At 38.6% G+C, this 19,382-nt stretch carries 18 protein-coding genes, 2 tRNA genes and 2 rRNA genes; 15 read left to right on the forward strand and 7 right to left on the reverse strand.

Annotated elements, in window-relative coordinates:
- The 9 genes from BM163_RS11865 to tsaD all read left to right on the forward strand — a co-directional run.
- Window positions 1–159, forward strand: a 23S ribosomal RNA gene (locus BM163_RS11865); the annotation flags it as partial.
- A gap of 58 nt (window positions 160–217) precedes the next feature.
- A 5S ribosomal RNA gene (gene rrf, locus BM163_RS11870) occupies window positions 218–332 on the forward strand.
- 47 nt (window positions 333–379) lie between these two features.
- Window positions 380–456: transfer RNA gene (locus BM163_RS11875), tRNA-Met, on the forward strand.
- Between the two features lie 5 nt (window positions 457–461).
- Window positions 462–538, forward strand: a tRNA-Asp gene (locus BM163_RS11880).
- Between the two features lie 165 nt (window positions 539–703).
- Window positions 704–1,675, forward strand: coding sequence for a thiamine-phosphate kinase (gene thiL, locus BM163_RS11885; protein WP_089803411.1), 972 nt, complete (start codon window positions 704–706; stop codon window positions 1,673–1,675).
- Between the two features lie 9 nt (window positions 1,676–1,684).
- Window positions 1,685–2,146 carry a tRNA (adenosine(37)-N6)-threonylcarbamoyltransferase complex ATPase subunit type 1 TsaE gene (tsaE, locus tag BM163_RS11890; protein WP_089803412.1) on the forward strand — a complete coding sequence of 154 codons (462 nt, stop codon included), beginning with the start codon at window positions 1,685–1,687 and terminating at the stop codon, window positions 2,144–2,146.
- Window positions 2,143–2,838 (forward strand): tRNA (adenosine(37)-N6)-threonylcarbamoyltransferase complex dimerization subunit type 1 TsaB, encoded by a 696-nt coding sequence (tsaB, locus tag BM163_RS11895; protein WP_089803413.1) that lies wholly within the window; start codon window positions 2,143–2,145, stop codon window positions 2,836–2,838. The genes tsaE and tsaB overlap by 4 nt, the downstream gene beginning before the upstream one ends.
- Window positions 2,828–3,271, forward strand: coding sequence for a ribosomal protein S18-alanine N-acetyltransferase (gene rimI, locus BM163_RS11900; RefSeq protein WP_089803414.1), 444 nt, complete (start codon window positions 2,828–2,830; stop codon window positions 3,269–3,271). The genes tsaB and rimI overlap by 11 nt, the downstream gene beginning before the upstream one ends.
- Entirely contained in the window at window positions 3,268–4,299 is a 1,032-nt protein-coding gene (tsaD, locus tag BM163_RS11905) for a tRNA (adenosine(37)-N6)-threonylcarbamoyltransferase complex transferase subunit TsaD (protein WP_089803415.1), read from the forward strand. The genes rimI and tsaD overlap by 4 nt, the downstream gene beginning before the upstream one ends.
- A 229-nt stretch (window positions 4,300–4,528) precedes the next feature.
- Here tsaD and BM163_RS11910 read toward each other — a convergent pair whose 3' ends face one another.
- Entirely contained in the window at window positions 4,529–6,451 is a 1,923-nt protein-coding gene (locus BM163_RS11910) for an ABC-F family ATP-binding cassette domain-containing protein (RefSeq protein WP_089803416.1), read from the reverse strand.
- Window positions 6,452–6,679: 228 nt separating this feature from the next.
- Here BM163_RS11910 and BM163_RS11915 point away from each other — a divergent pair, with 228 nt between their 5' ends.
- Entirely contained in the window at window positions 6,680–7,312 is a 633-nt protein-coding gene (locus BM163_RS11915; RefSeq protein WP_089803417.1) for a redox-sensing transcriptional repressor Rex, read from the forward strand.
- A gap of 216 nt (window positions 7,313–7,528) precedes the next feature.
- Here the strand turns inward: BM163_RS11915 and BM163_RS11920 are convergent, their stop codons facing one another.
- Together BM163_RS11920 and BM163_RS11925 are read right to left on the reverse strand one after the other, a co-directional pair.
- Window positions 7,529–7,732, reverse strand: a complete 204-nt coding sequence (locus tag BM163_RS11920) for a YdiK family protein (RefSeq protein ID WP_174787634.1) — start codon at window positions 7,730–7,732, stop codon at window positions 7,529–7,531.
- Between the two features lie 4 nt (window positions 7,733–7,736).
- Window positions 7,737–8,456 (reverse strand): CPBP family intramembrane glutamic endopeptidase, encoded by a 720-nt coding sequence (locus tag BM163_RS11925; RefSeq protein WP_089803418.1) that lies wholly within the window; start codon window positions 8,454–8,456, stop codon window positions 7,737–7,739.
- Window positions 8,457–8,677: 221 nt separating this feature from the next.
- On the opposite strand from BM163_RS11925, the gene groES reads away from it, so the two are divergent.
- Together groES and groL are read left to right on the forward strand one after the other, a co-directional pair.
- Window positions 8,678–8,959, forward strand: coding sequence for a co-chaperone GroES (gene groES / locus BM163_RS11930; RefSeq protein ID WP_089803419.1), 282 nt, complete (start codon window positions 8,678–8,680; stop codon window positions 8,957–8,959).
- A gap of 44 nt (window positions 8,960–9,003) precedes the next feature.
- Window positions 9,004–10,626, forward strand: a complete 1,623-nt coding sequence (gene groL / locus BM163_RS11935) for a chaperonin GroEL (protein WP_089803420.1) — start codon at window positions 9,004–9,006, stop codon at window positions 10,624–10,626.
- Window positions 10,627–10,736: 110 nt separating this feature from the next.
- Here the strand turns inward: groL and BM163_RS11940 are convergent, their stop codons facing one another.
- The 4 genes from BM163_RS11940 to BM163_RS11955 form a co-directional block, all read right to left on the reverse strand.
- Window positions 10,737–11,438: a class F sortase gene (locus BM163_RS11940; protein WP_146876971.1), complete on the reverse strand. Its 702-nt coding sequence runs from the start codon at window positions 11,436–11,438 to the stop codon at window positions 10,737–10,739.
- A complete protein-coding gene (locus tag BM163_RS11945) occupies window positions 11,398–12,192 on the reverse strand; it encodes a DUF4397 domain-containing protein (protein ID WP_089803422.1) in 795 nt (264 codons plus the stop codon). The genes BM163_RS11940 and BM163_RS11945 overlap by 41 nt, the downstream gene beginning before the upstream one ends.
- Window positions 12,193–12,468: 276 nt before the next feature.
- Window positions 12,469–13,185, reverse strand: a complete 717-nt coding sequence (locus tag BM163_RS11950; RefSeq protein ID WP_089803423.1) for an alpha-helical endospore appendage domain-containing protein — start codon at window positions 13,183–13,185, stop codon at window positions 12,469–12,471.
- 69 nt (window positions 13,186–13,254) lie between these two features.
- A complete protein-coding gene (locus BM163_RS11955) occupies window positions 13,255–13,551 on the reverse strand; it encodes an alpha-helical endospore appendage domain-containing protein (RefSeq protein ID WP_089803424.1) in 297 nt (98 codons plus the stop codon).
- 215 nt (window positions 13,552–13,766) lie between these two features.
- Between BM163_RS11955 and BM163_RS11960 the strand changes: the two genes are divergently transcribed.
- The 3 genes from BM163_RS11960 (at window position 13,767) to BM163_RS11970 (ending at window position 19,301) form a co-directional block, all read left to right on the forward strand.
- On the forward strand, window positions 13,767–15,257 hold the full coding sequence (locus BM163_RS11960) for an amidase family protein (protein WP_229675574.1): 1,491 nt from the start codon (window positions 13,767–13,769) through the stop codon (window positions 15,255–15,257).
- A gap of 130 nt (window positions 15,258–15,387) precedes the next feature.
- Complete coding sequence (locus tag BM163_RS11965) at window positions 15,388–17,295, forward strand: BglG family transcription antiterminator (protein WP_170243733.1); 1,908 nt, start codon at window positions 15,388–15,390, stop codon at window positions 17,293–17,295.
- Window positions 17,296–17,384: 89 nt separating this feature from the next.
- A complete protein-coding gene (locus BM163_RS11970; RefSeq protein WP_089803426.1) occupies window positions 17,385–19,301 on the forward strand; it encodes a PTS fructose transporter subunit IIABC in 1,917 nt (638 codons plus the stop codon).
- The last annotated feature ends 81 nt before the right edge of the window (window positions 19,302–19,382 follow it).

A 19,382-nucleotide genomic window follows, 5' to 3' on the forward strand; every position in this document is an offset into this window, starting at 1 on the left:
TAAGTGCTGAAAGCATCTAAGCATGAAGCCCCCCTCAAGATGAGACTTCCCATCTGTAAAGAGTAAGATCCCTCAGAGACGATGAGGTAGATAGGTTCGAGGTGGAAGCATGGTGACATGTGTAGCTGACGAATACTAATCGATCGAGGACTTAACTAAATTTTTGTTTGATGATTGTTTACTTCTTATCTAGTTTTCAGGGTATAACCCTATATGGTTTAGTGACGATAGCGAAGAGGTCACACCTGTTCCCATGCCGAACACAGCAGTTAAGTTCTTCAGCGCCGATGGTAGTTGGGCTTAAGCCCCGCGAGAGTAGGACGTCGCTAAGCCTTGCCAAAAGGCAAAGTATCATGTATAATTAATATATTCATATCGTCGCGGGGTGGAGCAGTCTGGTAGCTCGTCGGGCTCATAACCCGAAGGTCATAGGTTCAAATCCTATCCCCGCAACCAAATATGGTCCGGTAGTTCAGTTGGTTAGAATGCCTGCCTGTCACGCAGGAGGTCGCGGGTTCGAGTCCCGTCCGGACCGCCATTTTTTTAAAAGGTAACTGTATCTTATTCACTAGTGAATAATGATATGGTTTTTTTAATGTCTTTTTTAAAATGAGTTAAATGAAAAATTAAGAAATCTTCGATTTCTCTTACGTAATTTGCTATGATGGGTATAGTAAATAACATAGTCAGGAGTCGATAACAAATGGATGAATTTAAATTTATTGATTCAATTACACAAGACTATTATAGACAGGGAAGTGTTGTGAAAGGTATTGGCGATGATGCTGCTATCATGAGACATCCCTATCATGATATTGTCACTGCAGTGGATACGATGGTAGATGGTATTCATTTCTCTAAAGACACGGTGCCACCTTTTTATGTTGGGTACCGGACACTTGCAGCTAATTTAAGCGATATGGCTGCAATGGGTGGATTACCAACAGCATATATGATTTCGCTTGTTGTACCTAAAGACTATTCTAATGATGAATTAAAGGAAATATATCAAGGAATGGATACACTAGCTAGAGACTATCATATCGACTTAATTGGCGGGGATACGGTCATTGGTGACCAACTTGTTGTTACTGTAACAATTTTTGGAACGGTTGAAAAAAATCGTGCCCGCTTAAGAAGCCATGCAAAACCAGGGGATGTTGTCTTTGTTACTGGTACACTAGGTGATAGTCGTTTAGGTCTTGCATTACTCTTAAATGAAGAGACGCTAAGTGAGGATCAGGCTTATTTTATAGGGCGACATCAACAACCAACACCAAGAATACATTTTGCTCGTGAACTTTCCAGCTTAAAACGCGTGGCATTAAATGATGTAAGTGATGGTATTTCAAGTGAAGCTGCGGAGATAGCGAAAGCGTCGCATGTAACCTTAATATTAGACGATGACATGATTCCAATACATGAGCGATTAGAGGAACTAGATGAGGACAAGGTCACTGACTATAAGTATAATGGTGGGGAAGACTTTGAGCTAATAGGTACGGTACCTATTAAAGACTTTCCCTACGTCTTAGAAGCTGCGAAAAAGCATCAGATAAAACTTTCTAAAATAGGGACTGTAATAGATGATGAAAAAACAAATGCTCACGTCTTACTATCTAAACAAGGTACACTAAAACCATTAAAAAAATCGGGTTATACCCATAAAAATTAGGTGAAGTAAATGACAGAAAAAACATATCACGTGTATACAGCAGATGAAACAAAACGACTAGCAGAAAAAATCGCCAAACTTCTCAGACGAAATGATTGTCTAACCTTAAGTGGAGATTTAGGGGCTGGTAAAACAACTTTCACGAAAGGTTTAGGTATCGGTCTTGGCGTTAAGCGCACGATTAATAGCCCAACATTTACTATAGTAAAAGTTTATCAAGGTGAAAAACCATTGTATCATATTGATGCCTATCGATTAGAAGATGAGGAAGAAGATATTGGGTTTGATGACTACTTTTATGGTGATGGTGTGACCGTTGTTGAATGGCCGCAATTTATTCAATCATTTTTACCGAAAGAACGACTCGATATTGTTATTAAAAAAATTGATGACAGTGATGAACGGTTAATTACACTTAAAGCAATAGGCAAGTATTTTGATTATGTCATAAAGGAGATCCCTCACGTATGATTTTAGCTATGGATACGTCAACAGATGTTCTTACGGTCAGTTTACATGACGGTAAAGAAATTATTGAAGAGTACAGTTCGAAAAACAAAAATAAACATTCTACACGCTTAATGCCGGCCATTGATCGGATTATGAAAGAAGCTAAGGTAAAACCAGAGCAGTTAACTAAAATAATTGTGGGTATAGGCCCAGGTTCATATACAGGCATTCGAATTGCTTTATCTACCGCGAAGACGATGGCCTGGACATTAAATATCCCTGTGGTTGGCGTATCAAGCTTAAAAGCTCTCTGCTTATCAGCAATAATGAGTGAGGGGTACGTGTGTAGCTTTCTTGATGCACGGCGAGGCTTAGTTTATGCTGGACTGTATGATAAAGAAGGTAAAAGTGTCCTGCCAGAAATGAATATACACATAGACCAGTGGATAGAAAAGTTAGCGCAATATGACGAGCCCATTACCTTTATAAGTCCGGATGCAGCCCATTTTCAATCGCTTATTCACGAGCGCTTAGGAGAAAGCGCAAATTTTGGCGGGCCTGGACATCAATTAATACGGGCAGGGTTATTGGCTGAATATGGTAAGGATATGGCGCCAACCGATCCGCATTTGCTAGTACCTAATTATTTACGTATGGTAGAGGCAGAAGCAAAGTGGCTAGAAGCAAAAAGGAAAAGTGACAATGAGCGTTAATATTCGACCTATGGTAATAGAAGATTTAGATCGTGTAGAAGTGATTGAAGAGGCTTCGTTTGCAACACCGTGGTCAAAAGAGGTCTATAAAAAAGAAATAAGTGATAACAAATTTGCGCACTACTATGTGATTGAGTCAAATAAGGAAATCTTAGGTTTTATTGGTGCATGGATGATTTTCGATGAAGTACAAGTGACCAATTTTGCTGTATTACCGAGTAAACGAAAAATGGGTTATGGGAAGATGTTATTTCAGTATTTAATTAACAAAGCGTTGTTGCAGGGTGGGCGAATCATGTCATTAGAGGTACGTGAAACAAATACACCTGCCCAGACATTATATGAATCATTTGGTTTAAAAAAAGCTGGCATTAGAAAACGGTATTATACCGATAATAATGAAGATGCCATTGTGATGTGGGTGGAATTATGAAAAACGCAAATTCAGTAAATATTTTAGCAATTGAAACAAGTTGTGATGAAACGGCTGCAGCTATTATTCAAGATGGTAAAAGAATTATTAGTGAAGTCGTTGCGACACAAATTGATAGTCATAAACGCTTTGGTGGTGTTGTTCCTGAGATTGCCTCAAGACACCATGTCGAACAAATGACACAAGTTTTAGAAGATACGTTGCAAAAAGCCTCACTCTCAATGAAAGATATTGATGCAGTGGCTGTGACAGAAGGACCTGGTCTGGTTGGAGCATTACTCGTTGGAGTGGCTACCGCAAAAGCATTAGCCTTTAGTCATCAATTACCATTAATTGGTGTCCATCATATTGCTGGACACATCTATGCCAATCAACTGATTGAATCATTTCAATTCCCCCTTCTTTGTCTAGTTGTTTCTGGTGGCCACACGGAGTTAGTCTTAATGAGAGAACATGGTGATTATGAAGTCATAGGTGAAACGCGTGATGATGCTTGTGGTGAAGCCTATGATAAGGTAGCTCGAGTTCTTGGAATTCCTTATCCTGGCGGCCCACATGTGGATCGCTTAGCGAAACAAGGTGAAGATACGCTTCATTTTCCGAGAATTTATTTAGAGGAAGAGAGTTACGATTTTAGTTTTAGTGGTTTAAAATCAGCTGTAATCAATACGGTGCACAATGCAAAACAAAAAGGCGAGAGCTTAAAAAAAGAAGATATTGCATGTAGTTTTCAAGAAAGTGTTGTAGAAGTACTTGTTGAAAAAACATATCGAGCAAGTAAAGATTATCAAGTAAAGCATGTAGTTGTAGCCGGTGGAGTCGCAGCGAATAGCCGCTTAAGAGAAGCGCTTGGCGCAAGGTTTAAAGACGAAGATGTGAACTTATCGGTTCCACCCCTATCATTATGCACAGATAATGCCGCAATGATTGGTGCTGCAGCATTTAATGACTATAAAAAAGGAGCATTCAGTGGACTGGAATTAAATGCAAATCCCGGCTTGGATTTAGAACAATATGGTAAACGTTAATAAAAGTTACCCACAGATAAAATACAACTGTGGGTAACTAAGCTTAATGCTATGATGATAACGCTTTAGTTGTGCACAAAAAAAGTGGATAACATCAATGTGGACTGTGGATAATGTGTGTAAGTGCATTGAAATGATGACTCCAGTAGGTTTTTTGTGTGGATAACTTTTTGCGAATAGAAAACAGCTCCGCTCTGTTATGTGCTTAATAGAGAAGAGCTGTTTTTTTCTATTCTTGATGGAGGGTCTCCCATTCAATCATTAACTGCTCAATTAACGCTGTGAGCGTATTATTTTCTTCTGTCAACGTCAAAGACTTCTCATGGTCTTGGAATATGGCTGGCTCACATAAAAGTTGGTCATTTTCCTCTATTTGGCGTTCGTGATCACTGATTAGCAGCTCAATTTCCTCAATACGACGCAGCCTTTTTCGTTCTTGCTGTTTTTTTTGTTTATCTTCTTCAAAATTTGTTTTCTCTTTAGTCATAACCTCTGAAGTAACGTTATTAGACAGAGCATCGATTTCTTCCATTTCACGTTTTTTCTCTACATAATAATCATAATCGCCAAGATAGACAGTTGAGCCATGTTTGGACTGTTCAACAATCGTTGTAGCAATTTCATTAATGAAGTAACGATCGTGTGAGACAAAGATAATTGTCCCTGGGTAGTCTAGTAAGGCTGCTTCAAGAATTTCTTTACTGTCTAAATCTAAGTGGTTAGTAGGTTCATCAAGAATAAGAACATTCGCTTTTTCCATCATCAATTTTGACAGCGACAATCGTGCTTTTTCTCCACCACTCAAGGCATGTACGGGTTTAAGCACATCATCACCACTAAATAAAAAATTACCGAGAATTGTTCGAATATCTTTCTCATTCATCATAGGGTAATCATCCCAAAGCTCATTTAAAACCGATTTCTGTGGGTTTAATGCCGTTTGTTCCTGGTCGTAATAGCCAATATCTAATTTAGCACCATAAATAATCTCACCAGCAGTCGCTTGAAGTTTACCTACAATTATTTTCAAAAGCGTTGTCTTACCAACACCATTTGGACCAACTAGTGCAATACGGTCCCCACGGTTAACATGGAATGAGAGGTGTTCAAAGACGGGTGCTATTTCATCCGGATAACTAAACTGAACGTCATCGACTTTTAAAACATCATTACCACTCCGTCTGTTTATATCAAAAGAAAATGAGGCGCTTTTTTCATCACCTTTAGGTGATGTCATCTTATCCATTTTTTCTAGCTGTTTTCGTCGACTTTGAGCACGTTTTGTTGTTGACGCCCGTGCAAGGTTTTTTTGAACAAAGTCTTCTAATTTCTTAATTTCAGATTGTTGTTTATCAAACTGTTTAAGTTCCTGCTCGAAATCTTTTGCCTTTTGATCTAAGTAATAAGAATAATTACCATGATATTTCTTTGAATGATGTCTTGAGAGTTCATAAACCGTGTTAACGGTTTTATCTAAGAAGTAACGGTCATGGGATACAATGACAATAGCGCCAGGGTAGTTATTCAAAAAGTTCTCTAACCATGTCAAGGTCTCGATATCTAAATGGTTAGTTGGCTCATCTAAAATAAGTACGTCAGGTTTTTGTAATAAAAGTTTGGCTAAAGCAAGACGAGTTTTTTGTCCACCACTTAAAGTATGAATAGAAGTGTCAAAATCTTTCTCATAAAAGTTCATCCCATGCAACACACTTCTTATGTCTGATTGGTATTGATAGCCCCCATTTTGTTTAAAATCAATTTGTCTTTGATCGTATTGATTTAACAATTGTTGGTATTTTGGTGGGTCATTAATGAGGTTGGGTTCCCCCATTTTGTATTCCATCTGCCGTAATGCTTGTTCTTCCTTTATGAGTGAATCAAATACGGTTAACATCTCATTATATATGGTTTCTGTTGATTCTAGTCCTGTATGTTGAGATAAATAACCAAGAGAGACTTCTTTAGCCCGGTGAATGTCCCCTTCATCGTAAGACATCTCTCCAGCCATAATTTTTAGTAAGGTAGATTTTCCAGCTCCGTTGCGCCCCACAATAGCGACGCGGTCATCTGTTTGAATTTCTAGTTTTATGTTGTCTAAAATAATATCCGCACCAAAGCGCTTCACTAATTGATTTATTTGCATTAATATCATTTATTTCACCTCATCTAAACTAGTGTATCGCACTCAGATGAGATGTTGCAAGCAAATTAGTGGGGCTTTGTGATATAATTGTTTATACTAGATGTCGTATTCAGAAAAAAAGACAAGGTCTCATTTTTTTGGTACACTAAGGATAAGGATTAGAGAGATAATAATAATTATTTGGTGATTTATGTATAAAGTAAAATCGGCTATTTTTATTAAAAGAGGAGAATGACAATGGCATCACAAAACAAAATTCCACAGGCAACTGCTAAGCGGTTACCACTGTACTATCGCTTTTTAAATAATTTACATTTACAAGGTAAGTCCCGTGTATCTTCAAAAGAATTAAGTGAAGCAGTAAAAGTTGATTCAGCAACGATTCGACGTGATTTTTCCTATTTTGGTGCGCTTGGAAAAAAAGGTTATGGATACAATGTAGAATATTTACTCGGTTTCTTTAGAAAAACGCTTGATCAAGATGAAACAACCAAAGTGGCGTTAATTGGTGTAGGTAATTTAGGTACAGCTTTCTTACACTATAACTTTACTAAGAACAATAACACGAAAATTGAAATGGCTTTTGATCTTGACCCAAATAAAATAGGTACTGAGGCCGGTGGAGTAAAGATTTACTCTATTGATGAAATGGAAGACCATTTAACAGATGTACAGGCGGCTATTTTGACTGTGCCAGGTGCTGTTGCACAAAACATAGCGGAACGGTTAGTTGCCTCAGGTATTACAGGCATTCTTAATTTCACACCTGCACGTATTACGGTGCCAGACAATGTTCGAGTGCATCATATTGATTTATCTGTAGAATTACAATCACTTATATATTTTATGAAGCATTATCCAAATGATTAACACGTTCAGATGAACGTAAATAAGAAATTGAAGGAAAGTGCTTGTTTAAAGAACCCCAAGTAAAAGAGGAAAAGCCAGTTACTGCTAGCTTTTCCTCTTTTTAATTACCCATACTGTTACAACTTATCCCGATGACTTAGTTTCGCTTACTTCATAAGTTTATAGACAGCTTGAAGCGACCTTGGTCTTAATGTAATGGCCACTCTTCACAGTGAATTATTTTTGATTTTTCTTTTGTTTAATTTTAAGATGTAATTTAAAAAGTCGATAACTCGCGCCAAAATCTAGCGTTGCTAAAATTGTTAAGAAGATAGTAAGTGGATTAAGTACCGTCTCATCTATTGCTTCAAAAGCAAAATAGACGAATAATATCCCGATTAAAAAATATAAATAAGCATGCATGAGTGGAGACACGCGCATGATATTACCCCCCAAATATAATAATCTGTAATTGCTCAAACTGTTCTAATAGCTCTTGAAGTTCTGGCGATTGGTATGCGAATTGAACCATGACAACAATGCTATTCATAGCCACGTGCGCGAAAATAGGCACAATGATTCGTTTTGTTTGAACGTAAAGAAAACTGAACACGAGTCCCATCATAAAATAAACGAGTAAATGTGTAAAGTCTGTATGGACAACGGCAAAGATTAAAGAAGAAATAAGAGCCGCAATTAAAAAATTGGTACGTTTATTGAGCTCACCAAAGATGACCTTTCTAAAGACAAGTTCTTCTAAAATAGGTCCAATCACACTGACGACAATAATGAATACGGGATAATTAAAAGCGATTGCCATAATTTCCAATGTATTTTGCGATTGCTCAGTCACATTAAATAATAATTGTTGTATGACATTGGCTACTACTTGACCAAAGAAAGCTAGAAAGACGCCGGCAATAGACCAAATAATTGTCAGCGGGAGATCGACGCTGTCGGGATCTCTAGGTAATTCACGCTCTCGTCTTAATAAAAATAACGACACAATAAGGGCAATAATAAAGCTGCCTACTTGCCAATAAATCAGTAATTGTTGAGTAAATCCTGCACTGAAATTTTGCAGCTGTGCAACGAGTATTACGGCAAAAGCAGAAAACTGTGCGAGAATATACGTTATGATAATTCCGATGTAACGCTTTGGCATATTTATTCACTCCTTCTTAAGACCAATATACGTATTTTACCACACTTTTGTGTTTAGCTTAACTCAAGTCAATTGAAACAAAAAAATTATAAAAAAATGAATCAGAACACTTGAAAAAAATCATTAAATTCATTAATATAATAATTGTGTTAGCACTCTATCTTGTCGAGTGCTAAAATTAACTAACATTACTTTTTTAATAAATGGAGGAGGATTTCTAAATGCTTAAACCATTAGGAGATCGTGTCATTATTGAACGTGTAGAAGAAGAAAAAACAGCGAGCGGTATTATTGTACCTGACTCAGCTAAAGAAAAACCGCAACAAGGTCGTGTTGTTGCTGTCGGTAAAGGTCGTGTTGCTGACAATGGTAGTGTTATCGCATTAGATGTAAAAGAAGAGGATAAGGTTGTCTTCCAAAAATATGCAGGAACTGAATTGAAGCATGAAGGCAAAGATTATCTAATTTTACGCGAAGATGATATTTTAGCGATCATTGGTTAATTAAGAAGAAAACTATTTATAATAAGTTAGGGAGGAATTATACAATGGCAAAAGAAATTAAATTTAGTGAAGACGCACGTCGCTCAATGCTACGTGGAGTTGATACATTAGCAAATGCTGTCAAAGTAACACTTGGACCAAAAGGACGTAACGTCGTATTAGACAAGAAATTTGGTGCACCACTTATTACAAACGATGGTGTAACCATCGCTAAGGAAATTGAATTAGAAGATAAGTTTGAAAATATGGGAGCGCAACTTGTTCAAGAAGTAGCATCACAAACAAATGATGTTGCTGGTGATGGTACAACGACAGCTACAGTGCTTGCTCAAGCGATGATTCAAGAAGGACTAAAGAACGTTGCATCCGGTGCTAATCCAGTAGGCGTTCGTCGTGGTATTGAAAAAGCAGTTAAAGTAGCTGTTGAAGAATTACAAGCGATTTCTAAACCTATTGAAGGTAAAGATTCAATCGCTCAAGTAGCGTCTATTTCAGCGGCGGATGAAGAAGTAGGTCAATTAATCGCTGAAGCAATGGAACGTGTAGGTAATGATGGTGTTATTACGATTGAAGAATCTAAAGGATTTTCAACTGAATTAGAAGTCGTTGAAGGTATGCAATTTGATCGTGGCTATCAATCACCATACATGGTATCAGATCAAGACAAGATGGAAGCTGTCTTAGATGATCCTTATATTTTAGTGACGGATAAGAAAATTAATACAATTCAAGATGTGTTGCCTGTCTTAGAACAAGTTGTTCAACAAGGCAAACCATTGTTACTTATTTCTGAGGATGTTGAAGGGGAAGCTCTAGCAACACTTGTTGTAAATAAGTTACGTGGTACATTTAATGCCGTTGCGGTTAAAGCACCAGGCTTTGGCGATCGACGTAAAGCTATGTTAGAAGATATCGCAACATTAACTGGTGCAGAAGTCATCACAGAAGACTTAGGTTTAGATCTTAAGAGTACAACGATTGAACAATTGGGTCGTGCATCTAAAGTGGTTGTTACAAAAGAAAATACAACCATTGTTGAAGGCGCTGGTGATCCGGAAGTGATCAGTTCACGTGTACAACAAATCCGCGTTCAAATCGAAGAAACAACATCTGAATTTGATCGTGAAAAATTACAAGAACGCTTAGCTAAGTTGGCTGGTGGCGTAGCTGTCGTTAAAGTAGGAGCAGCAACTGAAACGGAATTAAAAGAACGTAAATTACGTATTGAAGATGCTTTGAATTCTACACGTGCTGCTGTAGAAGAAGGTATTGTTGCTGGTGGTGGTACTGCCTTAATGAACGTATACACTAGTGTTAAAGCACTTGAGTTAACAGGTGATGAAGCAACAGGCGCAAGCATTGTTCTTCGTTCACTTGAAGCACCTGTGCGTCAAATTGCGATCAACGCTGGTCTTGAAGGTTCTATTATTGTTGAACGCCTTAAAGGTGAAGCGATTGGTATGGGTTACAACGCAGCGACTAATGAATGGGTAAACATGATTGAAGAAGGTATTGTTGATCCAACAAAAGTAACGCGCTCAGCATTACAAAACGCAGCATCAGTTGCGGCAATGTTCTTAACGACAGAAGCGGTTGTTGCTGAAATTCCTGATGAAAATGCGGGTCCTGATATGAGCGGTATGGGCGGCATGCCAGGTATGATGTAGGAGTAAATGCTATAGCTAGATAGTTTCTTTAAAGTTTAAAAAAGAAACACAAATTAAGACGCCTTAAAAGCAAATATAGCTTTTAAGGCGTCTCTTTATTTTACATACAATTAATTGATTTGTTCAGCAAAGACAACAAGTCTTTCACTATGTGTACGTGCTGTTTGATCAAACTCACCAATACATGTTATTAAGTTTAAGCGCTGTTTGCTGGTGGGGCCAAATACTTCATCAATAGCCGTAGTATCGTAAGGATAGCGTGTTTTACTTACAACGGCGAATTGACGCATCTCTCCAGCATCATCAGTAACAGTTATGACGTCTCCCTTTTCTAGTTCATCAAGACGATAAAAGACACTTGGGCCTTGACGGTCATTTACATGACCTGCTAATACGGCTTGTCCTTGGGAACCAGCTTTTTTACCATGTTTATACCATCCTACTTGATCGGTATTTTCAGGAACACCCATTTGTCCGTTTGCTGTATGACCTACTTGTTCTATAAAGGTATCAACCCCTATTTTATCGATTGATAGATGGGTTGGAATGATCCCTACTGGTCCCGAATAGACAGGTTCTAGTGTCACTTTACGTGATTCACCTAGGGTGTCAGATTGGAAAAGGCTCATCGATTTGAAGCGAGGGGAAAAGCCATCAATCATATGCGCATCTCCTGCTCTACTAAAGGCATTCGCATGTGTCTGATAAGCATTCACCCCAACTTGCCCAAAACTAACGATAATGATGAAGCTTAAACTTAAAATAACAATTTTATCGCTTAATCGCACGACGCTTTGTAATGAATAAACCAAGTGCCCCAACAGATAACAAGCCTACAAGTAATGGCATCATCATGGAAGTGGTTGTTTCAAAACCTGTTTGCGGCATTGCCTCAGGTGCTTGTGCAGCATCATCTACAACAAGAACAATATCGAGTGAGCTTGGATCAGCACCAACGGCATATGCTGAGTAAATTTTATTGGCTTCTAGTGTAGTACCTGATAAGTCTAATACTTGGTCAGTTGTGCCAGCTGCACGAATTTCTAAATCGTAAGTGCCTGGGTCAAGTGTTAAATAATCTGTCACAGCAAAGAACTCAGCACCTTCAACAAGTGAGTCACCACCAATTAAACCAACATCAACGGCTGGACTTCCCGGTGAAAGGTGACCTACACGGATGTTTGATTTTCCTTCATCAACAGTTAAATCATCAGCAAAAGCTTCTAAGCGGAAGCCGTCTTCTAGTAAACCAACAGCAGCTACAGTATAATGTGTGTCTGCCTCAACAGCAACTTCTTGTTCGTAGACAGCTTCATCAGATCCTGCCGCATGAATGGCGATTTGATAACTTCCAGCTTCTAATTCTAAATAACCTGTAATATCTTTGAAGCTAGCATTTTCAACAGCAACTTCCCCATTTACGTACACATCAACTGCAGGTGCATCTGGTGATGCATGGAGGACACGTACCATAGCATTATGTCCTGATGCAAAAACCGGTAATTGTAAGAGTGACATAAGTAAGACGACGAGTGACAAAACGACAAGACCTTTCATTTTCTTCATTTTTTTCCTCTCCTTTTTCAAAGTGTGTTGTAAACGATCGCTGTTTACATTACTCGTTATACCATCATAGTTTGAATTCGAAACTTTTTTTAAGGAATTTAACGAAAGATAAGCTAATAGGCTTGCTTTAGAGGGAGTTTGATGGGAAATCTCTCATTACATAGGTATACAAAAACATGTATATATAAAAGTAAAAAATTAGGACTGTCTAAATAGACTATTTAAAAGCCTCATGTTGAAATAAAAAAGAGGAGCGTGTGCTCCTCAACCTTTAACTTAACAAGATGGTCCACAAATCGTTGTGCAACGGGCGAGCGTACCAAATTTAAAGAGTACACAAATAGCTACGGGATTAATAAATTGGTTTAAAGTAAAAGTGAAGGTTTCTGATTTCCCTTGTTCCAATTGATAATCATATTTAATCCCTGTAAATCCGTTCGGATTGCCACAGGTAGCAGGATCGCCCTCAGGACAAAAATTATTTTCCCTGACTTCGATATCAACTGGTGTAGAACTGGTGACAAATAAGCCATTTGTGTTTTCTTCATTGATACATGGGACATAAAAGCTAAAGTGACTTAATTCAAAGGGTGCTTGGACATTCGTCACACGATAAGTCCATGTTGTGTTCTCTGTACCAAGCCATTCAATGATAAACCAAATCTGATTAGTATCTTCTGGATTTCTAATAAAGCCAATGGTCTTATGGCAATCGGATGGTTCTATGGGGGTAAGTAGCTCTAACAATGCATCCAGTTCAAATTCGAGTAACATTTCCTTTTTGATAATGGTCTCAAGCATTTTTTTTACGGAGTGATTGATGTGAAGGAGCGGGTCGATAGAAGTGCCTGTCTCATCGCGTTCAATCCGATTGATGGCCGTGCGTAATTTGTCAGCTTCTGTTTCAATCAAATAGGCAAGCGACGTCTCTGTTTCGGCAATTGATTCAAGCAGTTGTAAAATAACGGCTTGTTGTTTTGCGTTATTACTCACGATGTTATCACCTCCTTTCGATACTATATTAAGGTATGATTTAAAGAAAATCAGGTTGCGGCGATATGATTAAGTTTCATCAAATATACAAGAAGACTCTTTTCGATGATGTTTATCTTCAATTGTTAAAACATGTTCTAATTTCCTAAGCAATAACCATTCTTTCATTAATACCGTTTCAACGAGTTGAGTTGTTGATTCAGTGAGGGCTGTTTTTTGACAAGTTTGTCGAGCGGCTTCTAATTGCTTTGCTTGGGCTTCAAGTAAATGGCCAAGAGCTGTTTCTTCTGTTGCAATTGACTCAAGTAATTTGCGTTTTGTTTTACTTAATGATACGTGTTTTGAACAATCACGTGCCTTTTCCATAATAGACGCTCCTTTCCTCTTTTTACTAAGGTATGCCTGAGTGCATGAACCTGTGAGAAGAAGTCGCGTTGGCTAACACCTGTGCTGGATTGAGAGGTCTTTCAATATTTATCAGGCAAATTATCAAAAACTTCGTTATACTGGTGAGTAGAGGCTAGACAAATGATAGAAAAAGATAAGAGTAGCGTTATAAAAGTGAGAAAGGATGATATGAGGTGAAGTTTGAAGAGTATAAAATGTTTGATGCGATGGGACTAAAAATGCTCATTGATAAAAAAGAGGTATCAGCCAATGAATTGTTAGAAGTCAGCAGTTTTAGAATTGAGGAAGCTAATCCGATCGTCAATGCTGTTGTTCGTACGCGATTTAATCAAGCAGATAAAGAAGTGAAATCTTTAAATAGTGAAGGTCCCTTGTATGGTGTGCCATTTCTTGCGAAAAACATATCACAAGCTATTAAAGGAGAAGTTTTAAGTGCAGGATCAGCTTTATTAAATGATCATATAAAAACAAGAGATAGCAATTATATTGAAAAAATCAGGCAGACAGGCTGTCAATTGCTCGGTCATACAAATACGCCGGAATTTGGACTTAAAAATATAACAGAACCAGCTTATTATGGCCCGACGCGCCACCCAATGAATATTAATCATTCTTCAGGTGGTTCAAGTGGAGGCGCAGCGAGTGCTGTTCTTTCAGGTATGGTACCACTAGCGGGAGCGAGTGACGGTGGAGGGTCGATCAGGATTCCAGCAGGATTTACAGGTCTTATTGGTTTAAAACCAACACGAGGCCGTACACCTGTTGGGCCTGGAGTGGGGCGCCAGTGGCAAGGGGCATCGATTGATTTTGTTATAAGCAAAACGATGCGCGATACAGCGTTAATGCTTGATCAACTGCAAGTATTTCAACGAGAAGCAGCCTTTCATGTCCCACTGTATGAAAACAATTATACAGCGCTTGTTAACCATCCGATTAGACAGAAGTTAAAGATTGCCTATACGACGGCATCACCGGTCGGTACACCCGTCTCGCCAAAAGCAAAAGAAGCGGTACTTAAAATAGTCAAAACATTAACCGAACTTGGCCATGATGTTGAAGAAAAAGAACCATCAATCAATGGTGTTGATTTAATGTACCATTATTATGTGATGAATGCAGGTGAAATGAATAAAGTCATTTTACAATTAGAAAATGGGTTGAAAAAGCAAATAACTAAAGATGAACTAGATCCGTTTACCTATGCCTTACATGAAACGGGTAAACATATCACCGCCGCCGATTACAGTATAAGTTTAGATGGCTGGGATCAGGCAAGTCAGGTGATGCATCACTTCCATGAAAAGTATGATCTATATTTGACGCCGACAAATGCGAATCATGCGCCAAAAATCGGGGAATTAGTGCCGGTGCAGTCAATGTTGCGCCGAATAGATAATATCAGTCAATTGGATAAAAAATCACAACTGGCCCTTATTTACGATATGTTTTTACCGAGTTTAACCTACACACCTTTTACGCAATTAGCGAATTTAACCGGTCAACCTGCTATTAGCATACCCGTCGCATTAAGTGAAAAAAACTTACCATTAGGTTGTCAATTTATGGCGCCTAAAGGACGGGAAGATTTATTGTTACGCCTATGTTTTCAACTCGAGCAATCAGCCGCATGGTTAGCACCCACAATTGGTATAACGCGTGATTAACTGGATGTATATTAAGGCAAACATACTCATGAGAAGTCGCGTTTTTTAAGTTAAGAAATTAATCCATGAAGTCTATTCCATACAACCTGCTAGATATTGAGTAATGCGTGAAGGAGAAAGGAGGGGGAAAATGAATAAACGCCAACATGATTTACTGCGGCTATTACTCGCTTCCCCAGAGCAATATCATGTAACAAAAAAACTTGCGGAAGTATTGAACTGTTCAGAACGAACCATTAGAAATGACCTTACGGTTTTAGAAGAAGAAAGCGATCGTGAAACGTGGTTCTGTGTGTTTAGAGAACCGGGTAAAGGAATACGTGTCATAGTCCATAACGAAACTGAGAGGTTGTCATATTTACAAGGACATGTAAGTAGGGAAGAAAAGTTACCGTCAACAATGACGATGCTTTGCTTTAAACTATTGATGGCGACAGACTCCATACCAATGAGTGATTTAAGGGGCCATTATTATTTATCACCAACGGAATTAAAACATCAAATAGAAGAAGTAAAGGTTTGGTTGCATGCTTTTGATATTGAGTTATCAATAAAACCTCGTATTGGATTAACGGTGATAGGCCATGAGATGAATAAACGCCGAGCGCTTGTATCTTTACCTCACGAAGAGGGAACACCAGCGCTTATTGAACAGAATATGCAAGCGTATGAGGTACATGCGCTTAAGCATTTATTGGTTAGCTTTAGTGAAGAACATACCCTCTATTTTACAGATGAGAGTTTGAATCGGTTGCTTATTCATATTCTACTCATGGTTAAACGGATTAAATTACAACATCATCTTCAGCTCCCAGACCAAGACATTATCAACATGAAGAGCCGGGCAATGTATGAGGTGATACTCGAGTTAAAACGAGCGATTGAATCATTATTTAAGGTGACATTAAAAGAGTCGGAAATAGTCTATTTAGCGATGCATGTTTTAGGATCAAAAATGAAGTATCCATTAAAAACAAAGGATTTTACGAATTTAGAAGGTGATAAACAAGCGGAACAGTTGACCGAGGTGTTAATTAACTTATTAGCTGAAAAAACGATGATGGATTTTAATAGGGATCAGCATCTAAGAGAAGGTCTCTACGTCCATGTCTATGCCACTTTACACCGTTTGCGCTACGATTTACCTGTCACTAATCCATTAACAAGAGAAATCAAGCAATTATATCCTTTTTTATTTGATTTGTTAATCGGTATTGTGACAAAATTAGAGGAGCAATTAGGGTTCCTTATTCCGGAAGAAGAAGTGGCTTACCTTACGCTTCATTTTCAGGCAGCACTTGAGCGTCTGGATAAAGATAGGAAAAAAGAGCATTCAGTAGTTATTGTATGTCACATGGGGATTGGTGTATCCGAGATATTAAAAGTGCGCCTAGCTAGAGCTTTTCCAACTTTAGTTATTAAAGCAACCCTTCAGGAACGTGAACTGACGGCCTATATAAAAAAAGAGCCCGTCGATTTAATTGTTTCTACTCTACCAGTAGCGCTGAAGGTGCCACCTAGTGTTGTTGTCTCACCACTTTTAAATGACGATGATCAAGCGAATTTACGAATGTGGGCAGAGAAGACATCGCAAGTTGACCATAATAAGCATGTGTCATTAAAAACATATATTCATCCAGGTTTTGTTTTTATTCATCCGATATTTGAACATCCCTATGAATTAATTGAATTTGTGACAAATCGAATGGTCCAAGCAGGTGTTGTCGATCATGAATACCCACATCAAGCCCTCCTTCGAGAGCGTAAAGCTTCTACCGCAATAGGAGGAGGAATCAGTATTCCGCACGGTGACCCTGCCTATGTTAAGCAATCAACGATTGCACTTGTGACGTTAAAACAGCCAATGAATTGGGAAGGGGAGTGGGTCTCTCTTGTCTTTGTCTTAGCTTTAAGGCAAGAGGATAAAGATAAGCACCGTGCCATCTACCAACAGCTCGGCCTACTTACAGAACAAGCAGATAAGCAAGCCCGTATTATTAGCCAAGATACAATTAAAGCTGTTTTAAATAATTTATAATTGCCGGATACCCGGCAATTTTTTTTAGGGTTAATAAAAAAGATGGACGTTATACTATAGTTAGAACAAATCACAAGGAGGGTTTAATGATGAAGTTGGTAGCGATTACATCATGTCCGAATGGCATAGCCCACACCTATATGGCGGCGGAAAATTTAGAAAAAGCCGCAACAAAACTTGGTGTGGAAATTAAAGTAGAAACACAAGGAGGCGTAGGTGCTGAGAATGTCCTTACCGAACAAGATATTAGAGAAGCAGATGGGGTGATTATAGCCGCTGATAAAGCCGTTGATAAATCACGGTTTGTCGGTAAACGATTGATTAACACCGGGGTCCAAGATGGGATTAGAAAACCAGAAGAACTGATTCAACGCTTTGAAAAAGACAATGTAAGTACGTATCGTGGTACGGGTAAAGAAGAACAAACGACAAGTTCTAGTAAACAAAATCCGATTTATCGTCATTTAATGAACGGCGTATCCTTTATGGTACCGTTTATCGTCGTTGGGGGATTGTTGATTGCCCTTGCACTCACGATTGGAGGAGAGCCAACAGAGGCGGGATTGCAAATTCCTGAAGACTCGATTTGGAAAACAATTGAAGCAATTGGCGGCGCAGCTTTTAGCTTTATGGTGCCAATATTAGCGGGTTATATTGCCTACAGTATTGCCGACAAACCTGGTTTAGCACCTGGTATGATTGGTGGATTTATTGCTGCTAATGGCAGCTTTTATAATTCAGAAGCAAGTGCGGGTTTCTTAGGTGGAATTATTGCCGGGTTTATTGCTGGATACGCTGCACTGTGGATTAAGAAAATTAAAGTACCAAAAATGATGCAACCCATTATGCCAATCATTATTATTCCTTTGGCTGCGTCACTTATTGTAGCTCTTATCTTTGTTTTATTCATTGGCGCGCCAGTTGCACAAGTATTTGAGTCACTTACAACATGGCTTGCTGGTATGCAGGGGTCAAGCTCTATTGTTCTTGCTCTGATTTTAGGGGCTATGATTTCCTTTGATATGGGTGGACCAGTAAATAAGGTTGCTTTTATGTTTGGTTCCGCCATGATTGTTGAAGGTAACTATGAAATCATGGGACCGATTGCCGCTGCGATTGCGATTCCACCTATTGGTATGGGACTTGCCACCTTTATGTTTAAGAATAAATTCTTGCCTGAGCAACGCGAAACAGGTAAAGCATCACTTACAATGGGCTTCTTTGGTATTACTGAAGGTGCGATTCCATTTGCTGCTCAAGATCCATTGCGTGTTATCCCAAGTATTATGGTGGGATCGATGGTAGGAGCTGTTATTGCGATGTTATCAGGTGTTGGTAACCGTGTAGCTCACGGTGGACCCATTGTTGGTTTACTTGGAGCGGTTAACAATGTCTTCATGTTCTTTGTGGCGATAGCTGTTGGTGCAGTGGTCGTTGCACTGATGATAAGCGTATTGAAAAAAGACGTTGAACTAGAGACAGTCCCGGCCGCAGCAAATATACCGGTTCAAGATACACCAATGAAAGAACAACCACGCCATGCGGATATTGTGAACTTAACGAGTCTTACAACAAAAAAACTTATTGATGTAGACTGTAAACAATCAACACGTGATGAGGTCATCGATGAGATGATTCAAGCGTTAGTAAAAGATGGTGCTGTTACAGATTATACATCGTTCAAGGAAGCGATTATGGCACGTGAGAGTGAATCAACGACCGGAATTGGGATGCACGTCGCGATTCCACACGGAAAGTCTGATGCAGTGATTGAACCGAGAATTGCCTTTTTTATAAGTAAAGAGGGTGTTGATTGGTCAAGTTTAGATGGCACATCATCAAAGTTGATTTTTATGATTGCTGTACCGAAAGAACAAGCAGGCGATCAACATTTGAAAATCCTGCAATTGCTATCGCGTAAATTGATGGATGACAACTTTAGGGAAAAACTTATTCAATCTAAATCAACAGAAGACGCTTACCAATTATTAGAGGAAATAAAATAAAGTTGGTTTTTAAAGCGAGGCATAGCATAGGAAGTGAAAAGAAAATATAAATAAAGATAAAAACAGAAGGCCTCGGTGTCT

It is taken from the genome of Halolactibacillus alkaliphilus, from assembly GCF_900115465.1.
In the GTDB taxonomy this organism is placed as follows: domain Bacteria; phylum Bacillota; class Bacilli; order Bacillales; family Amphibacillaceae; genus Halolactibacillus; species Halolactibacillus alkaliphilus.